The sequence below is a fragment of the Achromobacter xylosoxidans A8 genome (genome assembly GCF_000165835.1).
Lineage (GTDB): Bacteria > Pseudomonadota > Gammaproteobacteria > Burkholderiales > Burkholderiaceae_B > Achromobacter > Achromobacter xylosoxidans_B.
The window spans coordinates 5,028,246-5,049,039 of sequence record NC_014640.1 but is presented as its reverse complement, the minus strand read 5'-3'; the positions used below and the strand labels follow the sequence as shown (position 1 = coordinate 5,049,039).

General features: G+C 65.7%; 22 protein-coding genes and 1 tRNA gene. 15 read left to right on the top strand and 8 right to left on the bottom strand.

Going from position 1 to position 20,794, the window contains the following annotated elements; translation table 11 throughout:
- Positions 1–9: 9 nt before the first annotated feature.
- From AXYL_RS23425 to pdxK, 3 genes are read left to right on the top strand one after another with little or no spacing between them, the layout of a single operon-like run.
- On the top strand, positions 10–564 hold the full coding sequence (locus tag AXYL_RS23425; RefSeq protein WP_013395351.1) for a helix-turn-helix domain-containing protein: 555 nt from the start codon (positions 10–12) through the stop codon (positions 562–564).
- 43 nt (positions 565–607) lie between these two features.
- Positions 608–970, top strand: a complete 363-nt coding sequence (locus AXYL_RS23420; protein WP_013395350.1) for a cupin domain-containing protein — start codon at positions 608–610, stop codon at positions 968–970.
- Between the two features lie 35 nt (positions 971–1,005).
- Complete coding sequence (gene pdxK, locus AXYL_RS23415; protein WP_013395349.1) at positions 1,006–1,839, top strand: pyridoxine/pyridoxal/pyridoxamine kinase; 834 nt, start codon at positions 1,006–1,008, stop codon at positions 1,837–1,839.
- A 23-nt stretch (positions 1,840–1,862) separates the two neighbouring features.
- On the opposite strand, the gene AXYL_RS23410 is transcribed toward pdxK, so the two are convergent.
- Positions 1,863–3,155 carry a phospholipase A gene (locus AXYL_RS23410; RefSeq protein ID WP_013395348.1) on the bottom strand — a complete coding sequence of 431 codons (1,293 nt, stop codon included), beginning with the start codon at positions 3,153–3,155 and terminating at the stop codon, positions 1,863–1,865.
- A gap of 137 nt (positions 3,156–3,292) precedes the next feature.
- Positions 3,293–4,795 carry an aldehyde dehydrogenase family protein gene (locus tag AXYL_RS23405; protein ID WP_013395347.1) on the bottom strand — a complete coding sequence of 501 codons (1,503 nt, stop codon included), beginning with the start codon at positions 4,793–4,795 and terminating at the stop codon, positions 3,293–3,295.
- Between the two features lie 150 nt (positions 4,796–4,945).
- Here AXYL_RS23405 and AXYL_RS23400 point away from each other — a divergent pair, with 150 nt between their 5' ends.
- The 7 genes from AXYL_RS23400 to AXYL_RS23370 all read left to right on the top strand — a co-directional run bounded on the left by AXYL_RS23400 (position 4,946) and on the right by AXYL_RS23370 (position 10,081).
- Positions 4,946–5,695 carry an amino acid ABC transporter ATP-binding protein gene (locus AXYL_RS23400; protein WP_013395346.1) on the top strand — a complete coding sequence of 250 codons (750 nt, stop codon included), beginning with the start codon at positions 4,946–4,948 and terminating at the stop codon, positions 5,693–5,695.
- 142 nt (positions 5,696–5,837) lie between these two features.
- A complete protein-coding gene (locus AXYL_RS23395) occupies positions 5,838–6,629 on the top strand; it encodes an ABC transporter substrate-binding protein (protein ID WP_013395345.1) in 792 nt (263 codons plus the stop codon).
- Between the two features lie 4 nt (positions 6,630–6,633).
- Positions 6,634–7,326, top strand: a complete 693-nt coding sequence (locus AXYL_RS23390) for an amino acid ABC transporter permease (protein WP_013395344.1) — start codon at positions 6,634–6,636, stop codon at positions 7,324–7,326.
- 2 nt (positions 7,327–7,328) lie between these two features.
- Positions 7,329–8,018 carry an amino acid ABC transporter permease gene (locus AXYL_RS23385; protein ID WP_013395343.1) on the top strand — a complete coding sequence of 230 codons (690 nt, stop codon included), beginning with the start codon at positions 7,329–7,331 and terminating at the stop codon, positions 8,016–8,018.
- 11 nt (positions 8,019–8,029) lie between these two features.
- Positions 8,030–9,322: an NAD(P)/FAD-dependent oxidoreductase gene (locus AXYL_RS23380; RefSeq protein WP_041655948.1), complete on the top strand. Its 1,293-nt coding sequence runs from the start codon at positions 8,030–8,032 to the stop codon at positions 9,320–9,322.
- Positions 9,323–9,334: 12 nt separating this feature from the next.
- Positions 9,335–9,919: a helix-turn-helix domain-containing protein gene (locus AXYL_RS23375; protein WP_013395341.1), complete on the top strand. Its 585-nt coding sequence runs from the start codon at positions 9,335–9,337 to the stop codon at positions 9,917–9,919.
- An 85-nt stretch (positions 9,920–10,004) separates the two neighbouring features.
- Positions 10,005–10,081, top strand: a tRNA-Arg gene (locus AXYL_RS23370).
- 124 nt (positions 10,082–10,205) lie between these two features.
- Here the strand turns inward: AXYL_RS23370 and AXYL_RS23365 are convergent.
- The 6 genes from AXYL_RS23365 to AXYL_RS23345 all read right to left on the bottom strand — a co-directional run bounded on the left by AXYL_RS23365 (position 10,206) and on the right by AXYL_RS23345 (position 15,898).
- On the bottom strand, positions 10,206–10,598 hold the full coding sequence (locus AXYL_RS23365; protein WP_041654201.1) for a type II toxin-antitoxin system HicB family antitoxin: 393 nt from the start codon (positions 10,596–10,598) through the stop codon (positions 10,206–10,208).
- 61 nt (positions 10,599–10,659) lie between these two features.
- Positions 10,660–10,842, bottom strand: coding sequence for a type II toxin-antitoxin system HicA family toxin (locus AXYL_RS34450; RefSeq protein WP_013395339.1), 183 nt, complete (start codon positions 10,840–10,842; stop codon positions 10,660–10,662).
- 78 nt (positions 10,843–10,920) lie between these two features.
- Positions 10,921–11,991, bottom strand: a complete 1,071-nt coding sequence (locus AXYL_RS23360) for an XdhC family protein (RefSeq protein WP_013395338.1) — start codon at positions 11,989–11,991, stop codon at positions 10,921–10,923.
- A 2-nt stretch (positions 11,992–11,993) separates the two neighbouring features.
- Positions 11,994–14,285, bottom strand: coding sequence for a xanthine dehydrogenase family protein molybdopterin-binding subunit (locus AXYL_RS23355; protein ID WP_013395337.1), 2,292 nt, complete (start codon positions 14,283–14,285; stop codon positions 11,994–11,996).
- The gene (locus AXYL_RS23350) at positions 14,282–14,755 is read right to left on the bottom strand and encodes a (2Fe-2S)-binding protein (RefSeq protein WP_013395336.1); all 474 of its coding nucleotides are present in this window, start codon (positions 14,753–14,755) and stop codon (positions 14,282–14,284) included. The genes AXYL_RS23355 and AXYL_RS23350 overlap by 4 nt, the downstream gene beginning before the upstream one ends.
- 249 nt (positions 14,756–15,004) lie before the next feature.
- Positions 15,005–15,898: a LysR family transcriptional regulator gene (locus AXYL_RS23345; protein WP_013395335.1), complete on the bottom strand. Its 894-nt coding sequence runs from the start codon at positions 15,896–15,898 to the stop codon at positions 15,005–15,007.
- 109 nt (positions 15,899–16,007) lie between these two features.
- Between AXYL_RS23345 and AXYL_RS23340 the strand changes: the two genes are divergently transcribed.
- Genes AXYL_RS23340 through AXYL_RS23320 form a run of 5 tightly spaced genes read left to right on the top strand, consistent with a single transcriptional unit; the run spans position 16,008 to position 20,754 of the window.
- Positions 16,008–17,366 (top strand): acyclic terpene utilization AtuA family protein, encoded by a 1,359-nt coding sequence (locus AXYL_RS23340; protein ID WP_013395334.1) that lies wholly within the window; start codon positions 16,008–16,010, stop codon positions 17,364–17,366.
- Positions 17,367–17,368: 2 nt separating this feature from the next.
- Positions 17,369–17,695 carry a hypothetical protein gene (locus AXYL_RS23335; RefSeq protein ID WP_013395333.1) on the top strand — a complete coding sequence of 109 codons (327 nt, stop codon included), beginning with the start codon at positions 17,369–17,371 and terminating at the stop codon, positions 17,693–17,695.
- 11 nt (positions 17,696–17,706) lie between these two features.
- A complete protein-coding gene (locus AXYL_RS23330; RefSeq protein ID WP_013395332.1) occupies positions 17,707–18,624 on the top strand; it encodes an SMP-30/gluconolactonase/LRE family protein in 918 nt (305 codons plus the stop codon).
- A 59-nt stretch (positions 18,625–18,683) separates the two neighbouring features.
- Positions 18,684–19,655, top strand: a complete 972-nt coding sequence (locus AXYL_RS23325; protein ID WP_013395331.1) for a Bug family tripartite tricarboxylate transporter substrate binding protein — start codon at positions 18,684–18,686, stop codon at positions 19,653–19,655.
- Between the two features lie 7 nt (positions 19,656–19,662).
- Entirely contained in the window at positions 19,663–20,754 is a 1,092-nt protein-coding gene (locus AXYL_RS23320; protein WP_013395330.1) for an SDR family oxidoreductase, read from the top strand.
- The last annotated feature ends 40 nt before the right edge of the window (positions 20,755–20,794 follow it).

The following is a 20,794-nucleotide window of genomic DNA, read 5'->3' as shown; positions in this document are numbered from 1 at the left end:
ACCCCGCCGATGATAGACCTGCCGCACCGCCTGCGCGCCCTTCGCCGCCAGCAAACCCTGTCCCTGGAACAGCTGGCGCAGCGCACCGGATTGACCAAGAGCTACCTCTCCAAACTGGAGCGGGGCCTGAGCGAGCCCTCCATTTCCACCGTGCTGCGGCTGGCGGAAGCGTACGGCCTGGGCGTGTCGGAACTGGTGGGCACGGACGACGCCGCGCAGGAGGAAGTCGTCAGCGTGGTGCGGGTGGCGGACCGCGAGGCCTTGCAGCGCCGGGGACTGGGCAGCGAGTATCACTACGAGTCGCTGGCTGGCCGTCGCAAGGTCAAGGCGATGGAGCCTTTCGTGGTGCATCCGCCGCGCGAATTTCCCGATGCGACCGCGGTGTTTCCGCACCCCGGCGAGGAATTCCTGCTGGTGCTCAAGGGCGCCATCGAGGTTCACGTGGGCGAGCGCCAGTTACGCCTGGAAGCCGGGGATTCCGTCTATTTCGATTCCGAACTGCCACACCGCATGCGCACCGTCAGCCGGGCCATGGCCGAAGTGCTGGTGGTGGCCGCGCACTGAGCAGGCCTCCGGACTCATCATCTATCCGCATACAGGAACCGCCATGAAGAACGACCAATCGCGCCTCGTCCGCATCGACGCCGGCCCCATGAAGAACCCGGTGCCCGGCAAGCCGCGCCGTCCGCTCTCGGGCGACGCCGCGTTCCGCACCGTGACCGCTTTCGAAGGCAATGGCGGCAAGGCAGAGGCCGGTGTCTGGGAAAGCACCGCGGGCGTGTTCCAGTCCAACACCACCGGCTACATCGAGTTCGGCTACATCGTCGAAGGCTCGGCGCGCCTGGTCGACCCGGATGGCACCGTGCACGAGCTGACAGTGGGCGAAGCCTTCGTCATGCCCGAGGGCTATACCGGCCGCTGGGAAGTCGACCAGTTCGTCAAGAAGATCTATTTCATCACCCGCATGTAGCGCCGCGTAAACCGCGGCAGCCAGGAGCCAGCCCCATGAGCGCAATCCCCGCCGTTACCGCGCAGGTGGATATCGTTTCCGTCCAATCCCAGGTCGTGTATGGCTGCGTCGGCAATAACGCCGCCATGCCGGTCTTCCGCAAGGCGGGCCTGCACGCGATCGCGGTGCCCACCGTCATCCTGAGCAATACGCCGCACTATCCGACCTTGCACGGCGGCGCGGTGCCGCTGGACTGGTTCGAAGGGCTGTTGCAGGGGCTGGACGAGCGCGGCGTCAGCAGGACGGCGCGGGCGGTGGTGTGCGGATACCTGGGCCAGCCCGGGCAGGCCGGGTTGCTTGCCGATTGGCTGGCCGCGCTGCGCGCCGCGCGGCCGGACGTGAAAATCCATATCGATCCCGTCATGGGCGACCGCAACGACGGCCTGTACGTGAACGAAGGACTGGTCGAGCAATACCGGGACCTGCTGGTGCCGCTGGCCAACGGTATGACGCCGAACCATTTTGAGCTGGAATTGCTGGTGGGGCGCGCCCTGTCATCAATTGACGAAGTAGTGGCCGCGGCGCGCGAACTGATCGCGCGCGGTCCGGACTGGATCGTGGTGACCAGCGCGGCGCCCATGGCCGCCGCGGCCGGCACCTTGCAGCTGGCGGTGGTGACGCGGGAGCAGGCCACCGTCGTGACGCATCCGGAGATCGCGATCCCGCCCTCGGTGCACGGCACCGGCGACGTGTTCATGGCCAGCGTCACGGCGCGGCTGCTGACTGGACAGGAGCTAGTGGAGGGGGTGCGCTCCGCCGCCGCCCAGGTCACGGTGGCGCTGGAGCGCACCCGCGAACTGGGCTGGGAAGAACTGGCGATGGAAGGCTAGGACGCCCCGACGGATCGGCGGGCTTAAGGCACCAGCGACAGGCCGACGCGGAACTGCGATTCGTTGCGCTGGTTGTAGCCCAGCAGCGTTTCGCCGTAGCCGTTGAAGTACTGCAGATGCAGGTAGCCGTTCATGTTCAGCCAGGTGCGCTGCAGCGGCCAGGCGAAATCCAGCTGGGTGGTGCGGCGCTTCTGATCGCCCTGGCGGTACATGGCGGAGATGACGGCGCCGTTGTCCTGGGCCCAGCGCAATTGCCAGTCGACGTGGCCGGCGTAGTCGGCGTAGTCGCTGTTCTCGCTGGCGACGCCGAAGTAGGCCTTGACCCGCGGCGCGAAGGTCAGCGTGCTGCCGCCGTCGAAGCGGTAGTGGAAGCGCGGTTCGATATAGCCGTCGTTCAACGAGCGCGAATCCGCGCCGTCCTTGCCGTTGGAGTTGTGCTCGACGCCGGTGTTCATGCCGAAGCGCCAGTTCTGGCTGGCCGACTGCCAGATATTGTCGGATAGCCAGAAGGCGCTGGGATTGAAGGTGGTGTCGATGAAGGGCATGGAATCGCCCTGCAGGTCCCACAGCGACGTCTGTGTGTACGCCAGGTAGAAGTTCTCGTCCCAGGTCGCCGGGCGGTCGCCCGCGGGGCTGAAGAGGCGGTACTTGGCGCTGATCTGGAAGCGCGCGGTGGTCTGTCCGCGCGTGCCGATGTCGAAGTACACCGGCTTGTATTCGGAAACCGAGCTGCGGAAGCGGTCAAAGGCGTTCTGCGGCTGCACGGTAGGCACCGCGGAAGCGTCGGGCGAAGGGCCCCCTTCGGGCGAAGCGCCGACCGCGGCCACGGCGGCGGCGGGCACGGGCTGGCCGCTGCTGGCGTCCACCACCGGGCCGCGCGCGGGCGTGCTGGCCAAGGTGCCGCTGTCGCGGCCGGTGGCGTCCAGCGCCATCATCGCCGGCTGGCCCTCGATGGACACGGCCTGCAGGCCGTTGGCCGTGGCGGGCACGACCGCCGTCCAGGCCATGCGCGCGAAGTTGTTGACCGGCACGCTGAAGCTGGCCGGCCCGCCGCGCAGCTTGGCCAGGCTGCGCACGATCTGGCCGTCCTGGCCGCGCCATTGCAGCACCAGTTCGGGCGGGGCTTCCCAGTTGGAGCGGGCGGTGCCTTCGTTGAAGTACACCGCTTCGATGGTGACGGTCTCGCCGGGGGCGGCCGATGGACGATCCAGCCGGTACGACACGCCCGCGGTGGCTGCGCCCGCCAGACCCATGGCCAGGGCGGCGGCAAGGGTGCGCAGGAGGAGGGCGGATCGTGCTGGACGGCTGATGGTCATCGGCTCATAACGTAGTTTTGTGACCAGGAAATGTAGCATCGACCCCGGCTACAGTTTGTAAGCCAGGCTAATCGTATGTAGAAAGCGTAAGCCCCCGCGCACGGCGGGGGCTTGTGGGGACAGGGCTGCGCGCGGGCCTACTCGCCGAACTTGATGCCCTGCGCCAGCGGCAGCTGGCGCGAATAGTTGATCGTGTTGGTCGCGCGGCGCATGTAGTTGCGCCACGCGTCCGAGCCCGATTCGCGCCCACCCCCGGTTTCCTTTTCTCCGCCGAAGGCGCCGCCGATCTCGGCGCCCGAGGTGCCGATATTGACGTTGGCGATGCCGCAGTCCGAGCCGGCCGCCGACAGGAAGGTCTCGGCCTCGCGCAGGTCATTGGTGAAGATGGCGGACGACAGGCCTTGCGGCACGCCATTCTGCAAGGCCAGGGCCTGGTTGAAATCGGTGTAGCGCATCACGTACAGGATGGGCGCGAAGGTTTCGTGGCAGACCACGTCGGTCTGGCCCGGCATTTCGGCGATGGCGGGGCGCGCGTACCAGGCCTCGGGATACTGCTCGGCCAGCACGCGTTCGCCGCCCGTGACCTTGCCGCCCTGTTCGCGCGCCGCCGTCAGCGCGGCCTGCATGGCGTCGAAGGATACGCGGTCGATCAGCGGGCCGACCAGCGTGCCGCTGTCCAGCGGGTTGCCGATGGTGGCGCTGGCATAGGCCTTGTGCAGGCGCTGCACCAGGTCGTCGGCCACGCTTTCATGCACGATCAGTCGGCGCGTCGAGGTGCAGCGCTGTCCGGCCGTGCCGATGGCGCCGAACACGATGCCGCGCGCGGCCATGTCCAGGTCGGCGGTGGGGCCGACGATGATGGCGTTGTTGCCGCCCAGTTCCAGCAGCACGCGGCCGAAGCGCTGTGCCACGCGCGGACCCACCTGGCGGCCCATGCGGGTCGAGCCGGTAGCCGACACCAGGGCCACGGCGTGCGAATCCACCAGCGCCTCGCCGATCTCGCGACCGCCGATCAGCACTTCCGACAGGCCGGCGGGGGCATCGCCGAAACGTTGCGCGGCCTGGGCGAAAAGCGCCTGGCAGGCCAGCGCGGTCAGCGGGGTTTTTTCCGATGGCTTCCAGACCACGGCGTTGCCGCAGACCAGCGCCAGCGCGGCGTTCCAGGACCACACGGCTACCGGGAAGTTGAACGCGCTGATCACGCCGACCACGCCCAGCGGATGCCAGGTTTCCATCATGCGATGGCCTGGGCGCTCGGAGGCGATCGTCAGTCCGTAGAGCTGGCGCGACAGGCCCACGGCGAAGTCGCAGATGTCGATCATTTCCTGCACTTCGCCTTCGCCTTCGGCCACGATCTTGCCGGCCTCCAGGCTGACCAGGCGGCCCAGCTCGCGCTTGTGCTGGCGCAGCGTTTCGCCGAACAGGCGCAGCAGTTCGCCGCGGCGCGGCGCCGGCACGTCGCGCCATGCCAGGCTGGCCTGGCGCGCGCGGGTGATGGCGGAATGGGCCTGGGCCACCGTGTGCTCGTGGACCCGGGCCAGTTCGGCGCCGTCTATCGGACTGCGCGCGCGCAGCGTGCCGCCCGTGAGCGATTCCGGGTTCAGCCCGAGCGCGCGCAGGATGTCTTGGGGAGTGTCCATGCCGGTTCCTTGGGTTGCCTGCGAAGAGCCTGTCTTCGCTTAAGGGTTATGCCTAAGTGGCGATTCTGGAAAAAAATTTACTATACGAAACTCCAGCATGAATTGCGAAACCTTTTTAAACCAAGGCAGCACTCATACGAAGGTGGATCCGTGGCGGAACCTCTGCTGGTCGTCCAGGCAGTCAGCAAGACCTATCAACGCGACGGGCAGGCCCCGCATCTGGCGTTGGACGGCATCGATTGCCAGCTCGGCCGCGGCGAGGTCATGGTGGTGGTCGGCCCGTCCGGATCCGGTAAAAGCACCTTGTTGCGCACGCTCAACGGCCTGGAAAGCATAGACAGCGGCGCCATCCGCGTGGACGGCGTGTCGCTCACGGACCCGGCCACCGACGTCAACCGCTGGCGCACCGAAGTCGGCATGGTGTTCCAGCACTTCAACCTGTTCCAACACCGTACTGCGCTGGACAATGTCGCGCTACCCCAGCGCGTGGTGCGCGGCCGCGCCCGCGCCGACGCCGAACGCTACGCCCGCGAACTGCTGGGCCGCGTCGGCGTGGGCGACTACGGCGCGCGTTATCCCAGCCAGCTCTCCGGCGGCCAGCAGCAGCGCGTGGCGATCGCGCGCGCGCTGGCCATGGACCCCAAGCTGATGCTGTTCGACGAGGCCACCTCGGCACTCGACCCCGAAACCGTGGGAGGCATTCTTGAACTGATGCGCGCGCTGGCGCGCGACGGCATGACCATGGCCGTGGTGACCCATGAAATGGGCTTCGCCCGCGACGTGGGTGACCGCGCGCTCTTCATGGACGCCGGCCGCATCGTGGAAATGGGCACGCCGGACGAGGTGTTCGGCCACCCCCGGGAAGCGCGTACCCGCGCCTTCCTGGAAAAGATTCTGTAGTCCCTAGCAGCAAGGTAGCAACGGGCGGTCCGCGAGTGTGGCGTCCGGCGGTAACCAGGGCCGGTCCGGCTGATCCGGGCGCTGCCGGCGCACTGTGCTTTGCCCGGAACGACGTGAGTCCATTCACCACAAGGGGTAGGAAATGCTGAAAATCAAACGATGGCTGGGCGTGGCCGGCGTCGCCCTGGCGGCCGCCACGGTGGCCTTGCCGGCGCAGGCCGACGAGCTGGGCGACATTCTCAAGCGCGGTGAACTGCGCGTCGCGGTGCAGACCTCCGGGCCGCTGATGAGCTTCATGGACAAGACCGGCAAGCGCACCGGCCTGGCCGTGGAAGTGGCCAAGCGCATGGCCGACGACCTGGGCGTGAAGCTGGTGCTGCAGGACTATGAGTGGAAGGGCCTGATCCCGGCGCTGCTGTCCGGCAAGGCCGACATGGTGGCCGCGGACATGACGCCCACGCCGCAGCGCGCGGCCCAGGTGCTGTTCTCCACCCCGATGTTCTACGCGGACACCGTGGCCGTGGTGCCCAAGGACTCGCCCTACAAGTCGTACGAGGAACTCAACAAGGACGGCGTGACCGTGGGCGTGCTGGGCGCCAGCACCTATGCGGAAGTGGGCAAGAAGATGTTGCCCAAGGCCACCATGAAGGAATTCTCGGGCGGCAGCGCGCCGGTCGGGCAGGCCCTGTCCAGTGGCCGGCTGGACGCCGGCATCATGTCGCTGTCCACCGCCAACCAGTTCCTGGTCGACTTCGGCAACCTGCGCGTGCTGGACGGCATCATGGTGCGCGAGCCCCTGGCCTTCGCCGTCGGTCCCAACGCCTTCCGCCTGAAGTTCTGGCTGGATAACTGGCAGACCTTGAAGACGGCCGACAACACGCTGCCCGAACAGGTGAAGTACTGGTACTCCACCGACTGGAAGAAAGACCACTGAGCCCATGGACTGGCTGCTCGATTTCTATAACTGGCGCATCGTCAGCCAGTACACGGGCCAGTTCGCCACCGGCCTGGCCAACACCCTGATCGCGGCGGGCGCAAGCCTGGTGCTGTCGGTGCTGGCCGGCATCCCGCTGGCGCTTGCGCATATGTCGCCCCGCGCCCTCGTCTGGCGGCCGGTGGCGGCCTATGTGCAATTCATCCGTTCCACCCCCTTGTTGGTGCAGATCTACCTGGTCTATTACGCCGTGCCCATGCTGGTGCCGGGCGCCAAGGGCTGGAGCGAAATGCTGCTGGGCATCATGGCGATGACGCTGCACCATGCGGCCTACATGAGCGAGATCATCCGCGTGGGCATCGAATCCGTGCCGCGCGGCCAGATCGAAGGCGCCAAGGCTTGCGGCATGAATTACGGCCAGCGCCTGCGCTATGTCGTGCTGCCGCAGGCTTTCGCCAACACGCTGCCGCCCCTGCTAGGCCAGACCGCCGTGCTGATCAAGGACACGTCGCTGCTGTCGCTGATCACGGTGTTCGAACTGGTCGCGGCCGGCGTGCAGATGAACAGCGACCGCATCGTACCCAACGAGAGCTTCCTGACCATCGCGGCCGGCTATCTGCTGATCTACGCCTGCATGCTGCTGCTGTCGCGCGGCGTGAGCCTTTGGCTGGCGGGTCCTGCCTGGAACGCGAGGTAAGCATGTTGGATTCCTATCTTTCCACCGCCGGCGTCGTGCTGCCCTTCCTGCTGAAGGGCTTCTGGGAGACCTTGAAGATCTCCTTCGTGGCCATCATCGCGGGATCGCTCCTGGGCTTCGTGATCGGCGTGATCCGCAGCTACCGCATCCGCGGCGTGCATCAGCTGCTGGGCCTGTACATCCACATCCTGCGCGGCACGCCGTTCCTGGTGCAGCTCTATATTTTCTATTTCGTGCTGCCCAGTACCGGCATCGAAATGCTGCATTGGGATTCCGGCACGGCGGCCTTCGTGTCGTTGTCTGTCTACACGTCCTGCTACGTTGCGGAAATCGTCATGGGCGCGATCCAGGCCGTGCCGCGCGGCCAGACCGAAGGCGCCATGACGCTGGGCCTGAGGCCGTTCCAGATCTTGCGGCTGGTCATCCTGCCGCAGGCCATGCGCCTGATCGTGCAGCCCATGAGCGGCGTCTACGTCATGTTGATCAAGAGCACCGCGATTCTGTCCGTGGTGGGCATCACCGAACTGACGCGGCAAGGCGAGGTCTTCATCATCACCTTTCCAGCCAAGTCGCTCTTCATCTACGGCATGATCGCCGCCATCTACTTCATCTACTGCTACCCGCTGCTGCGCCTGGCCAACTGGCTGGAAAAGCGCCTGACGGGCGGCTTGCAGGGCGCAGGCCTGAACTGATGCCGACCACCATGGCTTCCGAGTACATCGACACCTACTACAAGCGCACGCTGGCCGACGACACCACCCGCTATGCGCCTTTGGCAGAGACCGTCAGCACCGATGTCTGCGTGGTCGGGGCTGGACTGGCGGGCCTGTCCACCGCGCTGGAACTGGCCCGCCGTGGCCGCGACGTCACCTTGCTGGAAGGGCGGCGCATCGCCTGGGGGGCCTCGGGACGCAACGGGGGCTCGGTGTCGCCGGCATTTTCCGCCGGGGCCGACGCCATCAGGAAGCACGTCGACGAAGACCACTACCGCAAGCTCTACCGGCTGTCGATGGAGGGCGTGGAGATCATTCGCAACAACATCCGCGACCTGGACATCGTCGACGCCTGCAAGGTCGACGGCCGGCTGCGCGTGGTGCGTTATGAGGCGACCGACGCCCTGCGGCAGTGGTGCGACAGCCAGCAGCGCGACTTCGGCCGCGACGTGCGCCTCTTGAGCCGCAACCAGGTCCGCGAGCGCCTGCTGTCCGATGTCTACCACCAGGGCGTGGAGGACCCCGCGTCCTTTCACTTCCATCCGCTGAACTACGCCCGCGCGCTGGCCCGAGAATGCGCGCGCCTGGGCGTGCGCATCCACGAGGACTCGCCCGTCACGCAGGCGGCCCTGGACGGCGCAGTCAAACGCCTGAAGACGGAGCAGGGCCAGGTCGAGGCCCGCACCGTGGTGCTGGCCACCGGTGGCTACACCGAGGGCGTGGTGCCCGCGCTGCGCCGCGCGATGCTGCCCATCGCCACCTACATCATGCTGACCGAGCCCTTGGGCGACCGGGTGCGCGAAGCGATCCGCACCACCGCCGCCATCGGCGACGACCGGCGCGCCGGTAACTATTACCGCGTACTCGATGGCGGGCGCATCGGCTGGGGCAGTAGAATCACCACCCGTGTCGACGACCCGCCAGATCTGGCGGAGTCACTGCGCCGCGAACTGCTCTCCGTCTACCCCCAATTGCAGGGGCTGCGGGTGGAGACGGCGTGGTCGGGGCGCATGGCTTACGCGCGGCATCTGATGCCGCAGATCGGCCAGCTGTCGCCGGACGTCTGGTATTGCACGGCGTTCGGCGGACACGGCATGAACACCGCCTCGATCGGCGGCCGGGTGGTCGCCGAAGGGATCGCGGGCGACACCCAGCGCTACAAGCTGTTTGCGCCGTTCGGGCTGGCCTGGAACGGCGGTGGCTTGGGCACGGCGGCGGTGCAATTAACTTATTGGTCTTACCAGGCGCGCGACTGGTGGCGGGAGCGGCGGTCGCGCGCATGACAGGGTGCATAGATGGAAGGCAACAAACAGAGCGTGTTGGCACAGCGGCTGCGAGCCTTGCGCCACGCGCGGGCGTGGACCTTGAAGCAGGCGGCCGCGGCCACCGGCGTGTCCGCGTCCACGTTGTCCAAGATCGAAAACAGCCTGCTGTCGCCCACCTATGACAACCTGATCAAGATCGCGGCCGGCCTGGAACTGGACGTGGCCGAACTTTTCACTGCGTCCGACGCCCACATGGGCACCGGCCGCCGCAGCCTCAGCCGCCAGGGCGAAGGGCGCCAATACGACACGCCGTACTACGACCACCGCCTGCTGTGCACCGCGCTGTCGCACAAGCGCATGATGCCCTTCCACACCCGCGTCAAGGCACGCTCTTTCGACGAATTCCACGACTGGAGCCGCCATCGCGGCGAGGAATTCGTCTACGTCCTGGAAGGCGAAGTCGAGCTCTATACCGAGTTCTACGAACCCGCTCGCCTCAAGGCCGGGGAAAGCTTCTATATAGACAGCCGCATGGGCCACCGAGTGATCAGCCTGAGCCCGGACGACGCCCTGGTGCTGTGGGTGTCGACCCATGCGGACATAGGCGAGGAATAGGGCGCCAGCGCCGCCGGCCTGCCAAGCGGGCCACAACAAGGTAAAATGCGCCGCCCGGATCCTTTCCGGGCCATCACCACATCGCGCGGCAGTAGCTCAGCTGGATAGAGCACGGGCCTTCTAAGCCCGGGGTCGGGGGTTCGAGCCCCTCCTGCCGCGCCAGGATCGCCCCTGGAGTCAAGCGCTTACAATGACGCGCACCGCGGCGGGGTAGAAACAAGCAAGCCCCGACACGGATATTCCGGTCGGGGCTTTCTGCTGAGTGAATCCGACTCTACATGCTTCATCAGGCTGTCATGGCGAGATGCGCGATATAGCTGCTGCGGCTTTCACCTGCGGCGCGAGCGCGGTCATCCAAGCGCTTGAGGATGCGGCGCGGAATGGTGATGTTCACGCGCTCAACAGTTTCATCGAGGACCGCAGGATCCACATCAGCAATCGCCCAAATCCAGTTTGCAAATTCCGGATTGGCCTGATGATTGGCAATACTGGTTGCCGGAGGAATGGGATCGCCGGAGTCGATGGCCGTTTCAATCCACAATTCAATGGCTTCCTTGGCGTTTTCGATGGCTTGGTCAATCCCTTCGTCCGCTGCCGAGAAGCAGCCGGGCAGATCAGGGACCACGACCCCCCACGCGTGAGTGTCGCTGCCGGGTTCAATGGCAATGGGATATTTCACTTTAGTGTGCTCCTTGTGTGGCATGGTCTAGCAGACCTCGGATTGCTCCGGGGGCTGTGCCTCACTTCAAACCAGCTGCTTTGAGGATGCTGTTTAGTAGTCCGATGCCGAGGTCCTTTTTAGGGTGAGGGACGCTGATATGTCCGGGGCGGTCTGGGTGGATGAAAACATGGTGGGAGCCCTTAACTCCTCGCAGTTTCCACCCGGACCGCTCTAGCTGTTTGATCAGTTCCTTGCTGTCCATGTGTGTATTATACACACATCAGTGTGTATAATACACATCGGGATGCTCCGCGCCATATTTTGCGCGGGGCTTTTTTATTTACCCTTTCACTACCCAGGGCGCGATGCTCATGGCGTCAGGGGTTGGGTCATCCACCGCGGGACAGTGTGCTGCAGGTAGCACCTGGCAAGAACCATCGATGGTGGCAGGCAATCCGACCCCGTTCTTCACAGCAAGTATCTCCGCCATGATGCTCACCGCGATTTCCGCGGGTGTCCTGCTGCCGATGTGTATGCCGACGGGCGCATGCAGCCGTTCCAGGGATGCGGCGGTTTCGCCAAAATGCTCCATGAACCGTTGCCTGCGGATGCCGGTATTGCGGCGCGAACCAATGGCGCCCACGTAAAAAGCCGGGCTGTGTAGCGCTTCCAGGAGCGCAAGATCGTCCAGCTTGGGATCATGGCTCAAGGCGACGATGCAGGTGCGCGTGTCAGGGGCCAGTGCCAGCACGGCGTCATCGGGCATTTCCCGGGTGATGTGCACGCCGGGCACGGACCAACTGCCCACGTGTTCTCCCCGCGGATCGCAGACCGTCACGGCAAAGTCGTTGAACAAGGCCATGGTGGCCAGGTATTCCGCCAATGCGCCTGCGCCGATGAGCAGCATCCGGTACTGCGGTCCAAGCGTGGAACAAAGCGTTGCGCCGTCGAATTGCACTGCCGCGGGCGTCGAGGCCGGCGCCAATGTCACCGCTCCGGTGGTTACGTCGACGCTGCGCTGGACCAACTGGCCGGATTCGAGCCGCCGGACCAGGGCGTCCAGCGTTTCGTAGTCCGGCTGGAACTCCAGCAGCAGCTCCAGCGTGCCGCCGCAAGGCAGTCCGAACCGGCGCGCTTCGTCGGCTTCAATCCCGTAGCGCACCAGTTCCGGCGCGCCTTGCGCAATGGCGCCCTCGCCAAAGGCGCGGGTATACCGGTGTATCAGGTCGTCTTCGATGCAGCCGCCGGATACGGAGCCGACGCAACGCCCGTCTTCACGCAGGGCCATCATGGATCCGACGGGGCGCGGGGATGAACCCCAGGTCTTGACCACCGTGGCCAGCAGCAGCCTGTGCCCCTCCGCCAGCCAGGCGCGGGCTTCGCGCAAAACGCGGACGTCGACCGTCTCCATGCCTAGGCTACCCTGCGCACCGGCAGGCTGCGGATCCGCTTGCCGGTGGCGGCAAAGATGGCGTTGCACAGCGCGGGCGCCACGGGCGGTACCGGGGGTTCGCCCACGCCGCCCGGAGGCAGGGCGTGATCGTCGTTGACCAGATGCGTGCGGATCACGCGCGGCGAAGCATTGTGGCGCAGCACTTCATAGTCGTGGAAGTTGCTCTGCTTCACGCGGCCCTGCTCGAACGTAATCTCGCTGGCAAGGGCAAGCCCCAGGCCCATGATGGCGCCGCCTTCCATCTGCGCGCGGATGCGTTCGGGGTTGATTTGCGGGCCGCAGTCCATCGCCATGTCCACGGCCACCACGCGCACCTCGCCCTTTGCATCCACGGCCACTTCGACCACGGTGGCGGTGTAGCTCATGAAGCTGTAGCAGAATGCCAGCCCGAGGCCATGGCCCTGGGGCAGGGTTCTGCCCCATTCCGCGCCTTGGCAAGCCGCTTCGATCACGCCGCGCAGGCGGCCTGTGTCATAGGGGTAGCGCTCGGGGGATTCCGAGTAATTCCAGGTGTCGGCCATCGTGCCCGGGTCGATCCTGCGCGCCGGGCCGATGAGGTCGAGCGCGAAATCCCTGGGGTCCTTGCCCGCGCGGTGGGCCAATTCGGCAATGAAGCACTGGGCCGCGTAGGCATGCGGAATGTTGGCTACCGAGCGGAACCAGCCGATGCGGGCATGGGCTTCCACTTCGGCCGTTTCCACCTGGACGTTGGGAATGCGGTACGGCATGTTGATGGCCGACATGGCCGATTCGAACAGCTGCTGGCCCTTGGCGCCTTCCGCGAAGAGAGAGGCGATGGTGGGGGCGGCGCTGCGGTGCAGCCAGGACTGGACTTGGCCGTTCTGGTCCAGGACGGCCTCCAGGCGTTCGACCGACACGGTATGCAGATAGTCATGATGAATGTCGTCCTCACGCGTCCACACCAGCTTGACTGGCGTGCCTTCGGGCATGGCACGGGCGACGATGGCGGCCTCGTCCACGAAATCGGGCTTGGACTTGCGGCCGAACCCGCCGCCCAGCAGCAAGACATTGACCGTGACCTTGGCGGGCTCCAGTTTCAGCCGGATGGCGACGGCATCGCGTGCGGCGATGGGGTTCTGGACCGACGTCCAGACCTCGGCGCGGCCATCCTTGATCCGGACGGTGGCGGCCGGCGGCTCCATCGAGGCATGGGCCAGATGGGGAACGTAGTACTCCGCGGCGACGCGCTCGGCTTCGGGCGCCTTGGCCCAGGCTTGCGCGGCATCGCCCTGGCTGCGCATCGTCTTGCCAGGCTTGCGCGCCGCCGATTCCAGCGTCTGGCGGTAGGCGCTTGAGTCATAGCTGGCGTTGGGGCCATCGTCCCATTCGATTTCCAGCGCGTCGCGGCCTTGACGCGCCGCCCAGGTGTTGCGCGCGACGATTGCGACGCCGCCCAGGGGCTGGAACGCGGGTGCCCCTTGCATCGGCGGAATCTCCACGACCTTCAGCACTCCGGGCACGGCCAGCGCCTTGGCGCTGTCGAGACGGCGCAGCTTGCCGCCGACGACCGGTGGGCGCGCGACGACGGCATAGACCATGCCAGGCAGCCGCATATCCATGCCGTAGCTGGCCTGGCCCTTGCCGATGGCCTCCAGGTCCACCAGGCGCACCTGGTCCTTCCCGATGTAGCGGAACTCTTTCCGATCCTTGAGCTTGAGCGCGTCGCCCGTGGGGACAGGCTGTTTGGCCGCATCGGCCGCCAGCTCGCCATAAGTCAAACGGCGGCCGGATGGCTGATGCAGCACCTCATGTTGCACCGCCTTGACCTCGGCCAGCGGAACGGACCAGCGCGCCGCCGCCGCGGCTTCGAGCATCTGGCGGGCGGCCGCGCCGACGCGCCGCATGGGCATCAGGAAGTGGCGCACGCTGCGCGAGCCATCCACGTTCTGGTTGCCATAGCGCGCTTCATCGGCCTGCGCCTGTACGACTTTCACGCGCTCCCAGCGCGCTTCCATCTCGTCGGCCACCACCATGGGCAGGCTGGTGCGCACGCCCGTGCCCATTTCGGCGCGGTGCGCGATGATGGTGACGGTGCCATCCGCGGCGATGCTGACGAAAACCAGCGGATCGTCGACGGTGCCGCCGGGCATGCTGTCAGCGCCGTACTTCTGGGCGGAGGGCTCGGCGGCCCAGGCTGTCGTGATCAAACCTTTGGCCGTGACCGTCAGGGTGAACGCGCCCAAGGCGCCCAGCAGAAAGCCGCGCCGGGAAAGTTGAGCAGTGTGCGTCATTGCTTGCCTCCCTGGGCCAGGAGCTTGGCAGCCTGCTGGATGGCTGCGCGGATGCGGGGGTAGGTGCCGCAACGGCAGATATTGCCGCTCATGGCGTCCTCGATGTCTTGATCCGTCGGCTGCGCCGAGGCCTTGAGCAGGCTTACCGCGGTCATGATCTGGCCCGCCTGGCAGTAGCCGCATTGGGCAACGTTCTGTTCTATCCAGGCTTGCTGCACGGCCCGGCCGACCGCATCCGCCTCTATCCCTTCGATGGTCGTGATGCTGTGGCCAGCCACGGCGGAGAGCGGGGTGATACAGGACCGGATCGGCGCGCCGTCCATGTGCACGGTACAGGCGCCGCACAATGCCATGCCGCACCCGAACTTGGTGCCGGTCATGCCGAGTTCATCCCGTAAAGTCCAGAGCAGGGGCGTTTCGCCCGGGACGTCGATATCCTTAGCCTGGCCGTTGATTTGAAGTTGGGTCATGGAGGAATCCTTGGAGGGCGGGCATGGCCGGAGAAAGCTTGCCTGAACCGTGAGTGAATCACTTCTTTAAATCGGAATTCTGCCTAAAAGTTCAAAAATTCTGCCTAATTGTTCTAAACAGAACTCAAGCGGGAAGAGCCTGAGCCGGTGGTGAGAGTGCGCTACGTCCGACTACCTCCTATTGCAGCCGCTGCTTCAACAACTGATAAAGCTCCTGCGGTTGCGATCGGCCTTGCCTCTCGCGCGACCCTAGGCCGGGTCTGTCTGCCGCAAGGTATCCAGGAAATGCAGCGCTGCCGCCGACAAGGAGCGCTGCTTCTTGAGCAATATGCCGATTTCCCGCGTGGCGCTGGGCGAATGCAGCGCCAAGCTGCACAGGCGCGTGGCGTCCATCAAACGCAGAGCCAACTGCGGGACCGCCGCGATGCCGACTCCGGCGGCCACCATCGCGCCCACCACCGAAATATTGTCGGACACGTAGTTCATCTCCGGCATCCGCCCCGAGGCGGCAAGAATCCGGTCGGTAACCTGGCGGATGCTGCTGGCCGGACCGCTCGCGATATAGGGACGGTCGGCGAAAACACTCCAGTCCACGCGCTTTTTGCGCGCCAGCGGATCGTCGATGGGGCAGATCAGGACGAATTTCTCTTGCAGCAGCGCAGAGAAGGTCACGCTAGCCGGCTGGTCCGGAATTTCGATGGATATGCCGATGTCGGCGTTGCCTTCCGATACGGCCTGCGTGATCTGGCGCGCAGAGACCGCGTGGATGTTCAGCCGCACCTGCGGATGCGACTTCTGGAAGGCGCGCGCTGCCGCCGGCAGCAGGGCGGAGGCGACCGAGGGCAGGGCCCAGACATTGATGCTGCCGCGACGGCCCGCAATGAACTCCGACAGATCGCTGAGCGAATCGCGGAACTCCGACAGCATGCGCATCGCAATGGGCACCAGTTCCGCGCCGGCGGCGGTAAGCGCGACGCCGTGCTTGTCGCGGTCGAAGAGCCTGGCGTCGAGTTTTTGCTCGGCGGCCTGCACCCGCCGGCTGAGCGCGGGCTGGGAGATGTGCGCGCGTTCCGCGGCCATGCGGAAGTTGAGCGTCTCGGCCACCAGCAGCACGGCCTCCAATTCGGAAATGGTCAGGGTCATTCGCTTGCGTGATGCGTTTGAGTTATTACCAAGATATAAATATATCAATTTCCAGATCAGGAAAGTCGCACGATACTGGTCCGAACCGTAAACACGGACGGAGACAGACATGAATGACCCGCGCAAGCGGCTGCGCATCGGCGTCGGCGCCGGCATGGCCGATGACCGCATCGGCCCCGCCATGCCATTGCTGGAAGACTGCGATATCGACTACCTGGTGTGCGAGTGCCTGGCCGAGCGGACGATCGCGCGCGAAACGCTGTCGCGCAAGCACGACGGGGCTCACGGCTATAACCCGATGCTGCAGGAGCGCATGCGCGCCTTTCTGCCCGCATGCCGGGAGCAGGGCGTGCGGCTGGTGTCCAACATGGGCGCGGCCAATCCGGCCGGTGCCGCCCAGGCGGCACTCGACATCGGCCGGGACTTGGGCTGGCATGAGCTGAAATGCGCCGCCGTCGTCGGCGACGATGTGACCGACCGGGTGCGCCAGCATCCCGAGCTGCGCCTGATGGATCGCGACCTGCCGCTGGAATCGATCCTGCCCCGGTTGGCCTCCGCGAACGCTTATCTGGGCGCCGATGTCGTGCGCGATGCGCTGGCCACCGGCGCCCACGTGGTGATGACAGGCCGGGTGGCCGATCCCTCGCTGTTTCTGGGCGTGGCGCTGCATCATCATGGCTGGGGCTATGACGACCTGCCCAGGTTGGCGGCCGGCACCATCATGGGCCACCTGCTGGAGTGCTCCGCCCAGATCACGGGCGGTTACTTCGCCGACCCCGGCAAGAAAGACGTTCCAAGATTGGCCGAGCTGGCCTACCCCTATGCCGATCTGTACGGCGACGGCGAGCTCTACATAGGCAAGCCCGCTGGCTCGGGCGGCCGCCTCGACCGCATGACCTGCACCGAGCAGGCACTGTACGAGATTCACGATCCGGCGGCCTACATCACGCCCGATTGCGTACTGAACCTGGAAGGCCTGAATTTCGAAGAGCAGAACGCTGACCGGGTGGCCGTGCGCGGGTTTCACGCCGCGCCACGCACCGACAGCTACAAGGTCGTGGTCGGCTACTTCGACGGCTGGATAGGTTCGGGCGAAGTCGCCTACGCGGGCGTCAACGCCATCGCCCGGGCCCGGCTGGCGGCCGACACGGTGAAGGAAAGGTTCCGCTTCGATGGCGGCGTAGCCAGCGAGATCCAGGTCGACCTGATCGGCATCAGCAGCCTGCATGGCGACCATGCTCAAGCCCTGGCGAGCCAGCCCTACGAGGTCCGCCTGCGGGTCGCCGCGCGCTGCCCCGACAAGAAAAGCGCCCACCGGCTCGGCGACCACGTGCGGCAGTTGAACATGCAGGGGCCCTATGGCGCAGGCGGCCCGGTCAACCTGGGCGCCAAGGAGGTCATCGCCGTGGATGCCTTGCTGATTCCGCGCGGCTGGGTCACCCCGGAAGTGATTACCTTGGGAGCTTGAGCATGAGCATTCTGGTTTACGACCTCGCGCATGCGCGCGCCGGCGACAAGGGCAATACCTCGAGCATCGCCGTCATTGCTTACGACGACGACGGCTGGCGCGTGCTGCGCCAGGCGCTGACCGCCGAATGCGTCGAACAGGCCTTCGCCCATCTGGGAGCAGGGAAGGTGCGGCGCTACGAGGTGGCAAGCCTGAGAGCGCTGAATTTCGTCATCCCGAACGTGCTATCCGGCGGCGTCACGCGCTCGCTGCGCCTGGATCCGCACGGCAAGTCGCTCAGTTCGCTGATGCTGGGAATCGAGCTTCCAGGCAGCCAACCGCAATCCTGAAAGGACCCGCAATGTATCCTCCCGCTGAACCCATGGGCACCGAGGTGTTCGCCCGGCTGCCCGAATCCCTGCACTTGACCGAACAGCCTTCGACCTGGCTCGCGGCGCGGCACGTGAAGATGCACTCCTTCCTGGAAGGGCCTGCCTTCGATCGCGCCGGCAATCTGTGGTGCGTCGATCTGGCGCACGGGCGCATCCTGCGCGTGGACCCGGCAGGCAACTTCGAAGTCGTCGTCAGCTACGAAGGCGAACCCAACGGCTTGAAGATCCATCGCGATGGGCGCATCTTCGTTGCCGACCACCTCCACGGCCTCATGCTGCTGGATCCCGCAGCCCGCAGCATCCGGCCGTACCTGCAGCATGTGCAGCGCGAAGGCCTGAAGGGCCTGAACGATCTGTTCTTCGCATCCAACGGCGACCTGTACTTCACCGACCAGGGCGAAAGCGCGCTGGAGAACCCGACCGGCCGCGTCTTCCGCCTGCGCGCCGATGGCAAGACCGTAGACCTCCTGATGGACGGCCTGGCCGGGCCCAACGGCCTGGTCATGAACAAGGCCGAGAATGTGCTTTATGTGGCAATCACGCACGACAATGCGATCTATGCGCTGCGCCTGGAGCCCGGCGGCCAGATGAAGAAGGCCAGCCGGTTCATCCAGCTATCCGGCAGCACGGCCGGGCCGGATGGCATGGCCATCGACAGCGCCGGCAACCTGGCCATCGTCCATGCCCAGGCAGGCACCGTATGGCTGTTCAGCCCCTTGGGCGAACCCCTCTACCGCATCCGGTCCTGCGCAGGCATGCGCACCACCAATGTCGCCTTTGGCGGCGAGGACATGCGCACCTTGTACATCACCGAAGCGGAGCAGGGCGTCATTCTGCGCGCGCGCCTGCCGCATCCCGGCAATCCGATGTACTCGCACGGCGATTGACTCGCCTGGCACGCTCCCCATCCACGCAAAAAAAATCACTGCACACCGGAGACAACACCATGATTTCCTACCGATTGATTGCCGGGCTGGCCCTGAGCCTGGCCGCCTTCACCAGCGCGCAGGCCGCCGATGCCTATCCCGCGCGCCCCATCCGCCTGATCGCCACGTTTGGCCCGGGCAGCTCCATCGACATCATTGCGCGCCTGGTTGCCAAACCGTTGAGCGAGCAGCTCGGCCAGCCGGTGATCGTCGAGAACAAGCCCGGCGCCGGCGGCGACCTGGGTACCGACATCGTCGCCAAGTCTGCCAAGGATGGCTACACCATCGGTTTCGCGTCCGCCGGGCCGATCACGGTCAATCCCAATGCCCGCAAAAAAATGCCCTATGACGCGCTCAAGGATCTGGCGCCGGTCGCCCTGGTGGCCACGGGCCCGAACGTCATCCTGGTCAACCCTTCGATCCCGGTGACGAACCTGAAGGAATTGATCGCCTACATCAAGGCCAATCCGAACAAGGTCAATTACGCCTCGGCGGGCGTCGGCACCAGCGGCCATATCGCGGGCGAACTTTTCCAGCACCTGTCCAAGACCGAGATCCTGCACGTGCCTTACAAGGGCAATAGCGACGCCATCACCGACACCCTGGGCGGGCGCACCCAGATGGTCATCAGCGGCGTTCCGCCCATCCTGTCTTTCGTGAAGTCCGGCCAGCTGCGTGCCCTGGCCGTGGCCGATACCAAACGCTCGCCGCTGCTGCCGGACGTGCCCACCGTTGCCGAAGCCGGCCTGCCGGGCGCCGAAAGCGTCGCCTGGTACGGCATCGTCGCGCCCGCCGGTACGCCGCAGGCCATCCTGGATCGCCTTCACGACGAGATCGTCAAGGCGGTGAGCAACCCTGAAACGCAAGAGAAATTCGCCGGCCTGGGCATAGTTCCGTCCACGGACAGCCGCGAGGACTTCGGCAAGCGCATGGCGGATGAGTACGTGCGCTTCAAGCAGCTGTTCAAGCAGATCAACCTGGTCATGGATTGAGGGAATCATGTCGCGCACCGTTATCGTCACTGGCGCCAGCGGCTTGGTCGGCTCTGCTGCCGTCGACTCCTTCCTGAACGCCGGCTGGGAAGTCATCGCCGTCTCCCGGCGGCGCCCGGAAATCATCAGCCAACGGCCGTTCACGCATTTGCAGGTTGACCTGCAGGACGCCGAGGCCTGCCGCCGCGCCTTCGAGTCCTTGCCGCAAGTCACGCATGTCTTCTATGCGGCCGTCTATGAAAAGCCCGGCCTCATTGCGGGCTGGCAGGACGCGGAGCAGATGTCCACCAACCTGAGCATGATCAGGCACGTGATCGAGCCGCTGAGCCGCAGCGGCGGGCTGCGCCATGTCACGGTGCTGCAAGGCACCAAGGCCTATGGCGTGCACCTGCACCCGATCCGCATTCCGGCGCGCGAGCGTCAGCCTCGGGACGACCATCCGAACTCTTACTGGTTCCAGGAAGACTACATTCGGGAAAGGGCCGCGCAGTGCGGCTTTGGTTGGACGATATTCCGTCCCACCATCGTGGTCGGCCCCAACGTGGGCGTGGCGATGAATACCGTGCCGGTGATCGGCGTCTATGCGGCGCTGTGCCAAGCGGAAGGCAAGCCGTTCGGCTATCCGGGGCATATTTCCTACCCACGCGAAGCCGTGGACGTGCGCCTCATCGGCGATGCGGGCGTCTGGGCAGCTGAGAACCCGCAATCCTGGAACGAACACTACAACCTGACCAACGGCGAAGTCTTCAGTTGGCGCGATCTGTGGCCGTCGCTGGCGGAGTTCCTGTGCGTCGAAGCGGGGCCGGACCAGCCCGTCTGCCTGGCCGAATATCTGCCCAGCCGCGCGCAGTTATGGGACGAGATCGTCAAGCGGCATGGCTTGCGGCCCTTGAGCATGGGCCAGATCCTGGGCGAATCCCATTTTTCCGCCGATGCCCGGTTCGGCTACGGCCTGAAAGCGCCGCCCCCTCCGGCCTTTGTCAGCACGGTGAAGATCAAGCAGGCGGGCTTCACGCAGACCTACGATACCGAAGCTTGCGTCAAGCACTGGCTTGGGGTGCTGATGGAGCGGGGGATACTTCCACCCCGCCTGGTTTGAGAGAAGGGGGGCGTGCTGCCCGCCGCTGCCCGGGGCGCAG

Excerpts from the sequence above, each read along its gene's own strand:
- AXYL_RS23425 (WP_013395351.1), top strand. The coding sequence starts at position 10 with ATGATAGACCTGCCGCACCGCCTGCGCGCCCTTCGCCGCCAGCAAACC.
- AXYL_RS23420 (WP_013395350.1), top strand. The coding sequence starts at position 608 with ATGAAGAACGACCAATCGCGCCTCGTCCGCATCGACGCCGGCCCCATG.
- pdxK (WP_013395349.1), top strand. The coding sequence starts at position 1,006 with ATGAGCGCAATCCCCGCCGTTACCGCGCAGGTGGATATCGTTTCCGTC.
- AXYL_RS23410 (WP_013395348.1), bottom strand. The coding sequence starts at position 3,155 with ATGACCATCAGCCGTCCAGCACGATCCGCCCTCCTCCTGCGCACCCTT.
- AXYL_RS23405 (WP_013395347.1), bottom strand. The coding sequence starts at position 4,795 with ATGGACACTCCCCAAGACATCCTGCGCGCGCTCGGGCTGAACCCGGAA.
- AXYL_RS23395 (WP_013395345.1), top strand. The coding sequence starts at position 5,838 with ATGCTGAAAATCAAACGATGGCTGGGCGTGGCCGGCGTCGCCCTGGCG.
- AXYL_RS23390 (WP_013395344.1), top strand. The coding sequence starts at position 6,634 with ATGGACTGGCTGCTCGATTTCTATAACTGGCGCATCGTCAGCCAGTAC.
- AXYL_RS23385 (WP_013395343.1), top strand. The coding sequence starts at position 7,329 with ATGTTGGATTCCTATCTTTCCACCGCCGGCGTCGTGCTGCCCTTCCTG.
- AXYL_RS23380 (WP_041655948.1), top strand. The coding sequence starts at position 8,030 with ATGGCTTCCGAGTACATCGACACCTACTACAAGCGCACGCTGGCCGAC.
- AXYL_RS23375 (WP_013395341.1), top strand. The coding sequence starts at position 9,335 with ATGGAAGGCAACAAACAGAGCGTGTTGGCACAGCGGCTGCGAGCCTTG.
- AXYL_RS34450 (WP_013395339.1), bottom strand. The coding sequence starts at position 10,842 with ATGGACAGCAAGGAACTGATCAAACAGCTAGAGCGGTCCGGGTGGAAA.
- AXYL_RS23360 (WP_013395338.1), bottom strand. The coding sequence starts at position 11,991 with ATGGAGACGGTCGACGTCCGCGTTTTGCGCGAAGCCCGCGCCTGGCTG.
- AXYL_RS23355 (WP_013395337.1), bottom strand. The coding sequence starts at position 14,285 with ATGACGCACACTGCTCAACTTTCCCGGCGCGGCTTTCTGCTGGGCGCC.
- AXYL_RS23350 (WP_013395336.1), bottom strand. The coding sequence starts at position 14,755 with ATGACCCAACTTCAAATCAACGGCCAGGCTAAGGATATCGACGTCCCG.
- AXYL_RS23345 (WP_013395335.1), bottom strand. The coding sequence starts at position 15,898 with ATGACCCTGACCATTTCCGAATTGGAGGCCGTGCTGCTGGTGGCCGAG.
- AXYL_RS23340 (WP_013395334.1), top strand. The coding sequence starts at position 16,008 with ATGAATGACCCGCGCAAGCGGCTGCGCATCGGCGTCGGCGCCGGCATG.
- AXYL_RS23335 (WP_013395333.1), top strand. The coding sequence starts at position 17,369 with ATGAGCATTCTGGTTTACGACCTCGCGCATGCGCGCGCCGGCGACAAG.
- AXYL_RS23330 (WP_013395332.1), top strand. The coding sequence starts at position 17,707 with ATGTATCCTCCCGCTGAACCCATGGGCACCGAGGTGTTCGCCCGGCTG.
- AXYL_RS23325 (WP_013395331.1), top strand. The coding sequence starts at position 18,684 with ATGATTTCCTACCGATTGATTGCCGGGCTGGCCCTGAGCCTGGCCGCC.
- AXYL_RS23320 (WP_013395330.1), top strand. The coding sequence starts at position 19,663 with ATGTCGCGCACCGTTATCGTCACTGGCGCCAGCGGCTTGGTCGGCTCT.